We start from the raw sequence: 12,360 nt of genomic DNA on the forward strand, positions 1-12,360 counted from the left end.
TCAGATCGACATCAAGTCCGCTTCTTTCTCCGCCAAGACCGCATCCACATCCTTGATGTACTGATCGGTCAGCTTCTGAACCAGCTCTTGACCGCGGCGCTCGTCGTCCTCGGAGATCATCTTGTCCTTTAGAAGCTCCTTGAGATCATGGTTGGCATCGCGGCGAATGTTGCGCACGGCCACTCGCGCCTGCTCGGCCTCGTTGCGGGCGACCTTGATGAGATCGCGTCGCCGCTCTTCGGTCAGCGCCGGCATGGGGACACGAATGACGGTCCCGGCGGTATTGGGGTTGAGCCCGAGGTCCGATTGCATGATGGCCTTCTCAACGGCCTGCACCATGTTTCGCTCCCACGGCGTCACGGCGAGCGTTCGCGCGTCCTCGGCGCTCACGTTGGCGACCTGCCGGATCGGCATTTCCGAACCGTAGTAGGAGACCATCACATGGTCCAAAAGCGAGGGATGCGCCCGGCCTGTTCGGATCTTGGCCAGCTCGTGGCTCAGTGCATCGACGCTCTTGGCCATGCGCTCCGCAGCGTCCTTCTTGATGTCGTCGATCATGTCAGTTCCCGCTTACGACCAAAGAGCCGACGTCTTCACCGCGGATCAACCGCAAGAGCGCACCGGGCTCGTTGATATTCATTACACGTAGTGGCATGCCGTGATCACGACACAGCACGATGGCCGTCGTGTCCATGACCTGCAGTCCTTCACGAAGCGCACGATCATAACTGATGCGAGGGTAGAAGGTCGCCCCCGGATCGATCATCGGGTCGGCCGAGTAGATGCCGTCGACCTTGGTGGCCTTGATCAGCACATCCGCACCGACCTCGATCGCACGCAGGCTGGCGGCCGAGTCGGTCGTAAAAAACGGGTTGCCGGTCCCGGCGGCAAAGACGACCACGCGACCCTTATCGAGATGCCGCATCGCGCGCCGCCGGATGTAGTCCTCGCACACCTGATTGATCTTCAGCGCCGACATCACGCGCGCCGGGACACCCAGACGCTCGAGCGCATCCTGCATCGCCAGCCCGTTCATGACGGTCGCGAGCATCCCCATCTGATCGCCGGTCACGCGGTCCATACCTTTGGCCGCAAGACCCGCTCCGCGAAAGATGTTCCCGCCACCGATCACCAGCGCCACCTGAACACCGACCGCCGCGAGATCGCGGATTTCACCGGCAAAGCGGTCCAGAACCTCCGGATCAATGCCGTAAGGCTCGGAGCCGACCAATGCCTCGCCGCTGAGCTTGAGCAGGATGCGTCGATAAAGTGGCGCCGTCATGGCAGGAGGACCTCGTCATGGTTTTGGTCGGAGAAGGCCGCGCGAGAGTCGCGCAGCCTTCGGGGCCCGGTCATCCGGATGGGGTCGTTTGGATGGCGTCGGGTCGCGTCGCGCCGATCGAATCGTGCAGCCTAAACCGCGTCCGGAGCGAGATGCTCTTTTCGAGTGGGTTCGACGTTTGGTGCATCCACAACCCTTCGCGCGGACGCGGTTTAAAATGAACTGCTTTTAAAAAACTTTAAACCGCGCCAGCTCCAGCGTCCGTCAAGTCTCTCGGGCCGACCCCATCCAAAAACGTCGCATACCGCGCTGGGCGCGGTTTAGGTCGAGCGAACCTGCGCCATGACCTCTTCGGCGAAGTTCTCGACCTTCTTCTCGATGCCCTCGCCGACCTCGACGCGCGCGAAACGGTGGACCTTCGCACCCGCCTGCTTCAGGAGCTTCTCCACGGAGGTGTCCGGATCCTTCACGAACGGCTGACCGAGCAGGGTCACCTCTTCGAGATACTTGCGCACGCGCCCGTCGATGATCTTGTCGACGATCGCCTCGGGTTTGCCGCTGTCGAGCGCTTGCGCCTTGAAGATCTCGCGCTCTTTGGCAAGCGTCTCGGGCGGAACCTCGTCGGCGCCGAGACACAGCGGGTTGGTCGCTGCGATATGCATCGCGATGTCGCGCCCGAGCGCCTCGTCGCCGCCGCTCATGTCGACCACGACGCCGATACGCACACCGTGCCGATAGCTGTAGAGACTGCCCTCGACAGCGTCGAAGCGCACCAAACGACGCACCTGGACATTCTCGCCGATCTTCGTGATCAGGGCTTCGCGAGCCTGATCGACGGTGCTCGCCGGGTCGTCGCAAAGGGCCGTCGCCGACAGGGACTCGGCATCGGCCATGTCCCCGGCGAGCGCCGTCGCGGCGGTTGACTGGGCAAAGCCGAGAAAATTGGTGTCCTTCGCCACGAAATCGGTTTCGCAGTTGATCTCGACCAAGACGCCGCGCTTGCCGTCGTGCGCGGTCTCGATCATGACGACGCCTTCGGCTGCCGTGCGACCGGACTTTTTCGCGGCCTTCGCCTGACCGGCTTTGCGCATCGCCTCGATGGCCGCCTCGATATCGCCGTCGGACTCCACCAGCGCCTTCTTGCACTCCATCATGCCGGCGCCGGTGCGCTCCCGGAGCTCTTTCACCAATGCCGCTGTAATCGCCATCGTTTGCTTCCTCGGTCCCTCGCGGGACGACTTCGGGTTGTACTGGATGCGTTCGCACCCGAGTGCTCGGGTGCGAACGGAGAATGGAGGCGCGCCCGGATCGGATCCGGAGCGCGCTCGGGTCGCGAAACCGCTCTACTGGGCTTCGGCAACAGCGCTCGGCGCCGACTCGCTCTCGACAGGTGCGTCGATGAAGGTGTCGCCACGGCCGACCATGGCGGCTGCCGTATTGCGGCCGTCGAGGATCGCGTCCGCCGCGCCGCTGATGTAGAGGCGCACTGCACGGATCGCGTCGTCGTTGCCCGGGATCACGTAGTCGACCTTGCTCGGATCATTGTTGGTATCGACCACGCCCACCACCGGGATACCGAGCTTGTTGGCTTCGGTGACGGCGATCTTCTCGTGGCCCACATCGATCACGAACATGGCGTCCGGGAGGCCTTCCATGTCCTTGATGCCGCCGATGCTCTGCTCGAGCTTCGCGCGCTCACGCGCGAGACCCAGCGCCTCCTTCTTATTGAAGCGCTCGATCGTCCCTTCGGCGAACATCGTCTCGAGTTCCTTGAGGCGCTTGACCGAATGCCGGATGGTCTTGAAGTTGGTCAGCATGCCGCCGAGCCAGCGATGATTCACGAAGGGCATCCCGCAGCGCAGGGCCTCTTCCTGAATCGCCTCGCGTGCCGCACGCTTGGTGCCGACAAAGAGAATACGGCCGCCGTTGGCCGTCAAGGAACCCATGAAGTTGACGGCCTCTTGGTAGAGCGGCAGCGTCTTTTCCAGGTTGACGATATGAATCTTGTTGCGTTGTCCGAAGATGAAGGCCCCCATCTTGGGGTTCCAGTAGCGGGTCTGGTGTCCGAAGTGGACGCCCGCTTCCAACATCTGGCGCATGGTCACGTCGCTCAAGGTCTTGCTTCCTGTAAGTCTGGGTTGGGCCTCCACGCATCCCAAACGGCAACCTGTTCGGCAGGCACCCGGCCGGTTGTGTCGATGCGTGTGCGGACATTTTCCGGCGCCCGTGGATCGGGGCCGGTCTCGATTCGGCGCTGCCCGGCCCGGATCCTCCGGGACTTAGGCCAGATTTGGGGCCGGGCGTGGAGCCGATTGCGCGCAGGATCTCGGCAGCTCTTCGACGGGTCGAAAGCCCGACAGCAGCCGATTTGCCGCAGCGCGCCGGGTTTTATACCATAGCGCGTTCATTATGAGCAATTACCTCAAGGTTTTCTGTGAGATCCGGACCTGATGTCGATTCAGCGACGCACGCCATGAGTGTGCCAATCAAGACCCCTGAGGCGATCGAAAAGATGCGCGTGGCGGGCCGGCTGGCGGCCGACGTTCTCGACATGATCGCCCCCCATGTCGTCCCGGGCGCGACGACGGACGAGCTCGACCGCATTTGCCACGACTATATGACGCGCGTCCAGCGGGCCATCCCGGCACCCTTGAACTACCGCGGCTTTCCCAGATCCATCTGCACCTCCGTGAACCATCAGGTCTGCCACGGGATTCCGGGCAACAAGCGCCTCAAGAAAGGCGATATCGTCAACATCGACATCACCGTCATCAAGGACGGCTATCACGGCGATACGAGCAAGATGTTCTTCGTGGGCGAGCCCAGCATCCTGGCGCGTCGGCTCGTGACGGTCACGCAACAGGCGATGCGGCTCGGCATCGCGAAGGTGCGCCCCGGTGCGACCCTGGGGGACATCGGCCACGCGATCCAGCAGTTCGTCGAGGCACAGGGCTGCTCGGTGGTGCGCGAATATTGCGGGCACGGGATCGGTCAGGCGTTTCACGAAGAGCCGCAAGTGCTGCACTACGGCAAGCCCGGCGAAGGCTTGGTCCTGAAGGCGGGGATGTGCTTCACCGTGGAGCCGATGGTCAATGCCGGCAAACGTTTCATCAAGCTGCTCCCGGACGGATGGACGGTCGTGACCAAAGATCGCAGTCTGTCGGCACAGTGGGAGCACACGGTTCTCGTCACCGATCAAGGGCATGAAATCCTGACCTTGCGCGCCGAGGAGCGCACCGACGAGCTCCCCGTCGACGAGGCCGATCCGACGCGCAACATCGTCGCCCGCCCATGAACACCGCACCGCGCCCGCACGCCTCGCCGAAGGAGGCCGTGGAGGCGAGGACGGCGGCCGATCCAATGGCGCTGATCGCCGATTGGAAGGGGCGCCTCAGAGCCGGGCGCGACCGACTCTTCGCAGACTTCGACCAAGGCGTACCGGTCGGGAGCCTGGTCCTGCAACGCAGTCTTCTCATCGACGAGGTCCTGCGCGAGGTCTGGGACCATCACCTCGGCGAGACCGAAGACGCCGCCTTGGTCGCCGTCGGCGGATACGGTCGGCAGGAGCTCCAGCCCGCCTCCGACGTCGACATCCTGGTCATCGTCGAGGCCCATGCCGACGCGCGTCTTGCCGCGCCCCTGGAAGGGCTGGTGACCTGTCTGTGGGACATCGGCCTGGAGGTCGGGCACAGCGTGCGAACCTCCGAGGAGTGCGCGCGCGAGGCCGCGGACGACGTGACCGTCATGACCAACATGATGGAGGCGCGCCTGATCCGCGGCAGCAGTGCGCTGTGCTATCGGATGCGCGAGGTCGTCAGCCCCGAGCGCATGTGGGACAGCGAGCAGTTCTTCGCCGCCAAGACCCGGGAGCAACGCACGCGTTGGCAGAAGTACGGCGGCACCGCCTACAACCTCGAGCCCAACATCAAGGAAAACCCGGGCGGCTTGCGCGATATTCAGATGATCGGCTGGGTCGCCAAGCGCCACTTCGACGCGGAGACCCTGCACGAGCTGGTCGGTCACGGGTTCCTGACCGAATCGGAATACGGCACCCTGATCGAAGGGCAAACACTGCTGTGGCGAATCCGCTTCGCGCTGCACCGCATCGCCGGCCGACGCGAGGACCGCCTCCTGTTCGAGTATCAGCGGACCCTCGCCACCCAGTTCGGCTTCGAAGACGGGGCGAACAACCTCGCCGTCGAGCAGTTCATGCAGCAATACTATCGCACCGTCCAGGAGCTCAATCGGCTCAACGAGATGCTGCTGCAGTTGTTTCGCGAGGCGATTCTTCTGCATGACGACATCGGCCCCCCGGTCCCGGTCAACAAACGCTTCCAGTCACGCAGCGGCTATCTCGAGGTGACCTCGGCGAGCGTCTTCCAGCGCTACCCGATCGCCCTCCTCGAGATCTTTCACGTCCTTCAGGTCCACCCACAGCTCGAGGGCGTACGCGCCAGTACCATCCGGCTGATCCGCGAGAACCGCCACCGGATCGACGACGACTTCCGCGCCGATCTGCGCGCGCGCAGTCTCTTCATGGAGATCCTGCGTCACCCCAGCGGGCTCACCCATGCGATACGCCGCATGAACCGTTACGGCGTGCTGGCCGCCTACATCCCGGCATTCGCCAACATCGTCGGACGCATGCAGTACGATCTCCTGCACGTCTACACGGTCGACGAGCACACGCTGTCGCTCCTGCGCAATCTGCGCCGCTTCACCGTCACCAAGCACGACGACGAGTTCCCGCTCTGCAGCGCGATCGCTCGCCGAATCCCCAAGCTCGAGCTCCTGTATCTCGCCGGTCTCTTCCACGACATCGCCAAGGGGCGCGGCGGAGACCATTCACTGCTCGGTGCCGACGACGCCCGCGTCTTCTGTCGGCTCCACGAGCTGCCCGAGTTCGACAGCCGTCTCGTCGGTTGGCTGGTGGAGAAACACCTGCTGATGTCGATGACGGCCCAGCGCAAGGACATCAGCGATCCGGAGGTCATCCAGGCCTTCGCCGCCGTCGTCGGCGACACGACACGCTTGGATTATCTCTATCTGTTGACGGTGGCGGATGCCCGGGCGACCAATCCCGAGCGCTGGAACAGCTGGAAGGACGCGCTGCTGCGCGAGCTGTATCACGGAACACGCCGTGCGCTGCTGCGCGGACTCGAGAATCCTCAAGCCCAGGACGAGCTGATCCAGCAAAAACAGACCGAGGCTCGGCGCCTGGTCGCGCGCTACGGCGGAGACCCCGCCGCCTGCAATCGGCTCTGGAACAAGTTCAGCCAGGATCTGTTCCTGCACAACTCACCCGACGAGATCGCCTGGCAGACGCGCCAGATCCTCGCCTGCGAGCCCGAGCAGCTGCCGCTCGTGGTCATTCGCCCGGTCACTGCGCGCGGAGGGACCGAGATCTTCATCTATACGACCGATCGCGCGAACCTCTTCGGACGCATCACCGCGCTCCTGGATCAGGTCGGCCTCAACATCATGGACGCACGCATCATGACCACCGATGGCGGAATGGCGGTCAACACCTACCAGGTGCTGGACCAGGACGGCAGTCCGATCCACGACACCTTGCGGATGGAAGAGATTCGATCCTGCCTGGTCGAGGATCTCGCCGAGGACGCCGGGGAGGAGATCCAAGTCGCACGTTCGATGCCGAGGCGCCACCGGTATTTTCCCACGGAGACGCGCGTGACCTTTTCCACCGACGAGCCGAACCGCCGCACCATCATGCGGCTCGCCACCCTGGATCGCCCCGGCCTGCTCGCAGAGGTCGGCGCGGTCTTCCAGGATTGCGGCATCCGTCTTCAGAACGCCAAGATCGCCACGGTCGGCGCCGAGGTCGACGATGTCTTCTTCATCACCAACGGCGATGAAACCCCCATCACCTGCGAGACCGCACTATCCTGCTTGCGACGCGAGATCCACGATCGGTTGGAAGGCCATGGGACGCGCTGACCCTCGCACTGCCGACGGACTCGGCGTGCCGACACACGGAAAGGTCGCGAAGGTCGGCGCCGCAGCGTTGCTCCTCGGACTCCTGTCGATCACCGCCGCCATCCCAGCCGACGAGAGCTTCTTCGCGCCCATCCAGTCGGTCAGCCAGACCCTCGGCGACCCTCCTCCCGGGAGCGCGCCGACGCCCTGGCTCGACGAGGTGCGCGCCCAGCGACAAGCCTGGGAGGCCAGACGGGACGCGACGCGAAACGCCTACGAGGCGCGTCGGTGGGCCAACAACCCAAGGGCGGCCGCCCAGCAGGAGGCGTGGGAAGAGGATGTACGCCGACGGCGCGCCGCACGTCTCGAACGCATGGAGCAGGAGCTGGAGATCTTTCGCAGCCTCGGTCCAGGGCAGCCGCCGCTACCCTGGCCGTGGGTTACCGGGATGCCAACCCTGCCGGAGTTCGGCAGCGGCCCGGCGACATCGGGCACTCCGGGCGACACGCCGATCTACGCGCCGCCCGGCTGGGACAACCATTGGTATTTCAGAGGATTTTAAACCGCGTCCAAGAGCGAGATGCTCATTTCCGAGTGTGCTCGACGTTTGGTGCACCCACAACCCTTAGCGGGGACGCGGTTTAAAAAACAGATTTTTTAATATCTTAAACAGCGCCAATTCCAACCTTCGTCAAGTCTGCCGGGGCCGATCCCATCCAAAAACATCGCATACCGCGCTGGGCGCTGTTTAAGGTCGGACGATGGCGCGGATCGACAGCTTACTCCGCGTCGATCAGCTCGAGCGCATTGCCGTCCGGATCGCGACAAAAGAGCGCGCGCCGACCCGAGCGGCTGAGGGTATATGGGAGACCTGCAGCCTCGAGCCGCCCGGTGATCGCGTCCAGGCTGCTCACCCGCATCGCGAGATGGCGGTCGCGGCCGCCGTGCTCGGGACGGCCCGCAACCGGATCCGGGTTCGGCAGCTCGAGCAGGTGGATCTGCCGATCGCCGACCCAAAGCCACGCCCCCGGAAAGGACAGATCCGGACGCTCGGGAGCAAGCTCAAGCTCCAAAATCCCTTGATAGAACGCAAGCGCCCGAGCGGTATCGGAGACAATCAAACTGACATGATGGATGGAGCGGACCAGCGGCATCGGATCCCCCTCGGCATGGAGCCGGCTTGGACGTTCGCCTATACTATACCGCCAACTCAGGATGACCCGATGAACCCGGATATCGGGCGCTTGCAGCCCTACCCTTTTGAACGACTCGCCGCGCTGAAGAGCGGACTGATCCCGCCGGCCGATCGTGACCACATCGCGCTCTCCATCGGCGAGCCGAAACATCCGACCCCGGCGCTCGTCACGGATGCGCTGATCGCGCACCTGCATCAGCTCTCCGTCTACCCGACGACGCGCGGCATCCCGGCCCTGCGCGAAACGATCGCGGCCTGGCTCTCGAAGCGATTCAAGCTCGGGTCGGTCGACTCGACGGGGACAGGCGCGCTCGGCATCGACCCGGACACGCAGATCCTGCCGGTGAACGGCACACGCGAGGCACTCTTTGCCTTCGCCCAAGCGGTGATCGATCGCTCGCGGGACGCGCTGGTCTTGATGCCCAATCCCTTTTATCAGATCTACGAGGGCGCTGCCTTTCTGGCCGGTGCACAGCCGCGCTATCTCGCCTGCGACGCGACGAACGGTTTCGTCCCGGATTTCGAGGCGGTCGACGATGCGACCTGGCGGGACTGCCGCCTGCTCTATATCTGCTCGCCTGGCAACCCGACCGGGGCTCTGCTCGATCATGCAACCTATGCCCGCCTCATCGCTCTTGCGCACCGCCACGACTTCGTCATCGCCTCGGATGAATGCTACTCCGAGCTCTACCTGGACGAGGCCGACCCGCCGCTCGGGTTGCTCCAGGTCTCGGCTGCCATCGGCAACGCCGCATTCAGTCGCTGCATCGTCTTCCATAGCCTCTCGAAGCGCTCCAATGCGCCGGGCCTGCGCTCGGGGTTCGTTGCGGGCGATGCCGAGCTGATCCGCGACTTCTTTGCCTACCGGACCTATCACGGCTGCGCCATGCCCCTACCCCATCAGCAGGCGAGCATCGCAGCCTGGAGCGACGAGGCCCATGTGCGGGAGAATCGACGGCTGTATCGCGAGAAGTTCGACGCGGTCCTGGAGATTCTCGGGGACGCGCTTGCTCTTGCGCCGCCGAAGGCCGGCTTCTATCTGTGGCCCGAGACACCGATCCCGGACACCGACTTCGCCGCGCGCCTCTTCGCCGAGGAAAATCTGACGGTGCTTCCCGGCCGCTTCCTGTCCCGTGTGGTCGACGGAGCCGACCCGGGGATGAACCGCATCCGGCTTGCCCTGGTCCCGCCGCTCGATGAGTGCGTGGACGCTGCGCATCGGATCCGACGCTGCCTGGAGCGGATCCAATAGCCTTGTTTTCACTTGAGCCTTTCGCGCCTTTGCGATTCACATTCCCGAGACCTGCGTTTCCCGAGGTCTTCAACACGACAGCAGAGAACACCTCATGAGCGACCAGCAATCCATCATTGAAGAGGCCTTCGAGCGACGCGCCGAGATCACCCCGCGCACGGTCGAGACCCGCGTGCGCGACGCCGTGCAGGACACCATCGAGCGGCTCGATCGCGGGGAGCTGCGCGTCGCCGAGAAGCGCGACGGCGATTGGGTCGTCCACGAATGGCTCAAGAAGGCGGTCCTGCTGTCGTTCCGGATCGAGGACAACGCCTTCATCAAGGGCGGTTTCACCAACTACTACGACAAGGTCGCGTCCAAGTTCGCCGACACCAACTCGCGCGAGTTCCGCGACGGCGGCGTGCGGGTCGTGCCTCCGGCGACCGCGCGCAAAGGCGCCTACATCGCACCGAGCTGCGTGCTCATGCCCTCCTACGTCAACATCGGTGCCTATGTCGACTCCGGCACCATGGTCGACACCTGGGCGACCGTCGGCTCCTGTGCGCAGATCGGCAAGAACGTGCATCTCTCGGGCGGTGTCGGGATCGGCGGTGTGCTCGAGCCGGTGCAGGCCGCGCCGACCATCATCGAGGACAACTGCTTCATCGGCGCACGCTCGGAAGTCGTCGAAGGTGTGATCGTCGGCGAGGGTGCCGTGCTGTCGATGGGCGTCTACATCGGTCAGAGCACCAAGATCTACAACCGCGAGACCGGCGAGATCCTCTACGGCCGCGTCCCGCCCGGCGCCGTCGTCGTGCCCGGCAGTCTCCCGGCCAAGGACGGAAGCCACAGCCTCTACTGCGCCGTCATCATCAAGCAGGTCGACGAGAAGACCCGCGGAAAGGTCGGCATCAACGAGCTGCTTCGGGATATCTAAACCGCGTCCAGAGCGAGATGCGTCGTTTTCATTGTTCGTTTAGCTTCGGAGATATCCTTGATCCCAGTGAGACGCGGTTTAGAATCTAAGATTTTTAATACTTTAAACCGCGCCGGCTCCGACAGTCGTCGGAGCCGGCGCGGCCAAGCCATCCACCAAATGACGCATACCGCACCGGGCGCGGTTTAAAGACGTGGTCGCGCTCTACGGCATTCCCAACTGCGACACCATGAAGAAGGCCCGCGCCTGGCTGGACGCGCATGGTGTCGACTATCGGTTCCATGACTACAAACGCGACGGGGTCGACGAGACCCGCTTGCGCGCCTGGGTGGATGAGCTGGGCTGGGAGACGCTCGTGAATCGTCGGGGCACCACGTGGCGAAAGCTGCCCGAGGAGGTGCGCGAGGGCATGGACGCGGAGGCCGCGATCCGGGTCATGCTGGAGACCCCGTCGATCATTCGTCGGCCGCTGCTCGACACGGGCGAGGTCCGGCACGCGGGCTTTTCGGAAACCGATTACGAGAGGCTGCTCGGCTGATGGCGATGTCCCCGACCCTGGAGCTGGCGTGCGAGCTGATCCGCCGCCCTTCCGTCACACCCGACGACGCGGGCTGCCAGGCCCTCATGTCCGAGCGACTGGCCGCGATCGGTTTTCGGATCGAGGACATGCCCTTCGGGGAGGTCGCGAACCTCTGGGCCAGACGAGGCGATGACGGCCCGCTCTTCTGCTTCGCCGGTCACACCGACGTGGTCCCGACCGGCCCGATCGAGCAGTGGGACTCGGCCCCCTTCGAGCCGACCATCCGCGACGGCCGTCTCTTCGGGCGCGGCGCCTGCGACATGAAGGGCTCGCTCGCGGCCATGATCACCGCGGTGGAGGCGTTCGTCGGCGATCATCCCGACCATCGCGGATCCATCGCCTTCCTGATCACGAGCGACGAGGAAGGCCCATCGGTCGACGGGACCCGCCGTGTGGTGGAGCGATTGGAGCAACGTGGCGAAAAGATCGACTATGCCTTGGTGGGCGAGCCCTCGGCGCGCGAGCGCCTCGGCGACACCATCAAGAACGGTCGGCGCGGGAGTCTGAACGGTGTCTTGCGGGTACAGGGCAAACAGGGACACGTCGCCTATCCACATCTGGCGAAGAACCCCTTCCATGCCAGCGTCGGCGCCTTGGCCGCACTCTGCGCCGAGGTCTGGGATCAGGGCAACGATCACTTCCCGCCCACCAGCTTTCAGATCGCCAATCTGAACATGGGCACAGGCGCCGAGAACGTGATCCCGGGCCGACTCGAGGCCCAGTTCAATCTGCGCTTCTCCACCGAGTTGGACCCGGAAGCCATCCAGGCACGCGTGCGGGCGATCCTGGACGCCGGTGACTTCGACTACGCGCTCGACTGGCGGCTCTCGGGAAACCCCTTCCTGACACCGGCAGGCGCGCTGGTTGCCGCCTCCCGCGAATCGATCGCAGCGGTCACCGGCGTCCAGACCCAGCTCTCCACGAGCGGCGGCACCTCCGACGGGCGCTTCATCGGACCCACCGGCGCTCAGGTGGTCGAGCTGGGTCCGGTCAACGCCACCATCCATCAGGTCAACGAGTGCGTCGGGGTCGCGGAGCTCGACGACCTCTCCCGGATCTACCACGGCATCCTCGAACGTCTCTTGGCTCCGGAGTGAACCGCGTCCGGGGCGACATGGAATGTATCAGTTTGGCTCGACCCTGCGGGGGTCAACAACGCCGGCGGTAGACGCGGTTCAGAATTTTTATTCTTCAATAC

Annotated in this window: 12 protein-coding genes; 7 read left to right on the top strand and 5 right to left on the bottom strand. The window is 64.2% G+C overall.

Going from position 1 to position 12,360, the window contains the following annotated elements:
• From frr to rpsB, 4 genes are all read right to left on the bottom strand, one after another.
• Window positions 1-558 carry a ribosome recycling factor gene (frr, locus tag BDD21_RS21720; protein ID WP_120798945.1) on the bottom strand — a complete coding sequence of 186 codons (558 nt, stop codon included), beginning with the start codon at window positions 556-558 and terminating at the stop codon, window positions 1-3.
• 1 nt (window position 559) lies between these two features.
• Window positions 560-1,282: a UMP kinase gene (pyrH, locus tag BDD21_RS21725; protein ID WP_120798946.1), complete on the bottom strand. Its 723-nt coding sequence runs from the start codon at window positions 1,280-1,282 to the stop codon at window positions 560-562.
• Window positions 1,283-1,602: 320 nt separating this feature from the next.
• On the bottom strand, window positions 1,603-2,490 hold the full coding sequence (tsf, locus tag BDD21_RS21730; RefSeq protein WP_120798947.1) for a translation elongation factor Ts: 888 nt from the start codon (window positions 2,488-2,490) through the stop codon (window positions 1,603-1,605).
• A gap of 135 nt (window positions 2,491-2,625) precedes the next feature.
• Window positions 2,626-3,381 carry a 30S ribosomal protein S2 gene (gene rpsB / locus BDD21_RS21735; RefSeq protein ID WP_211335218.1) on the bottom strand — a complete coding sequence of 252 codons (756 nt, stop codon included), beginning with the start codon at window positions 3,379-3,381 and terminating at the stop codon, window positions 2,626-2,628.
• 374 nt (window positions 3,382-3,755) lie between these two features.
• Here rpsB and map point away from each other — a divergent pair, with 374 nt between their 5' ends.
• The 3 genes from map to BDD21_RS21750 are packed head-to-tail and all read left to right on the top strand — an operon-like array spanning window position 3,756 to window position 7,781.
• Entirely contained in the window at window positions 3,756-4,577 is an 822-nt protein-coding gene (map, locus tag BDD21_RS21740) for a type I methionyl aminopeptidase (protein ID WP_120798949.1), read from the top strand.
• On the top strand, window positions 4,574-7,240 hold the full coding sequence (gene glnD, locus BDD21_RS21745; RefSeq protein WP_120798950.1) for a [protein-PII] uridylyltransferase: 2,667 nt from the start codon (window positions 4,574-4,576) through the stop codon (window positions 7,238-7,240). The genes map and glnD overlap by 4 nt, the downstream gene beginning before the upstream one ends.
• Window positions 7,241-7,265: 25 nt before the next feature.
• Window positions 7,266-7,781 (top strand): hypothetical protein, encoded by a 516-nt coding sequence (locus BDD21_RS21750; protein ID WP_147431182.1) that lies wholly within the window; start codon window positions 7,266-7,268, stop codon window positions 7,779-7,781.
• A gap of 217 nt (window positions 7,782-7,998) precedes the next feature.
• Here BDD21_RS21750 and BDD21_RS21755 read toward each other — a convergent pair whose 3' ends face one another.
• Window positions 7,999-8,373: a VOC family protein gene (locus tag BDD21_RS21755; RefSeq protein ID WP_120798952.1), complete on the bottom strand. Its 375-nt coding sequence runs from the start codon at window positions 8,371-8,373 to the stop codon at window positions 7,999-8,001.
• Window positions 8,374-8,442: 69 nt separating this feature from the next.
• On the opposite strand from BDD21_RS21755, the gene dapC reads away from it, so the two are divergent.
• From dapC to dapE, 4 genes are all read left to right on the top strand, one after another.
• Window positions 8,443-9,666, top strand: a complete 1,224-nt coding sequence (dapC, locus tag BDD21_RS21760) for a succinyldiaminopimelate transaminase (RefSeq protein ID WP_120798953.1) — start codon at window positions 8,443-8,445, stop codon at window positions 9,664-9,666.
• Window positions 9,667-9,760: 94 nt separating this feature from the next.
• The gene (gene dapD / locus BDD21_RS21765) at window positions 9,761-10,582 is read left to right on the top strand and encodes a 2,3,4,5-tetrahydropyridine-2,6-dicarboxylate N-succinyltransferase (protein ID WP_120798954.1); all 822 of its coding nucleotides are present in this window, start codon (window positions 9,761-9,763) and stop codon (window positions 10,580-10,582) included.
• 193 nt (window positions 10,583-10,775) lie between these two features.
• Complete coding sequence (locus BDD21_RS21770) at window positions 10,776-11,120, top strand: ArsC family reductase (RefSeq protein ID WP_120798955.1); 345 nt, start codon at window positions 10,776-10,778, stop codon at window positions 11,118-11,120.
• Between the two features lie 5 nt (window positions 11,121-11,125).
• A complete protein-coding gene (gene dapE / locus BDD21_RS21775; protein WP_120800061.1) occupies window positions 11,126-12,259 on the top strand; it encodes a succinyl-diaminopimelate desuccinylase in 1,134 nt (377 codons plus the stop codon).
• Window positions 12,260-12,360: the final 101 nt, after the last annotated feature.

It is taken from the genome of Thiocapsa rosea, assembly GCF_003634315.1.
Taxonomy (GTDB): domain Bacteria; phylum Pseudomonadota; class Gammaproteobacteria; order Chromatiales; family Chromatiaceae; genus Thiocapsa; species Thiocapsa rosea.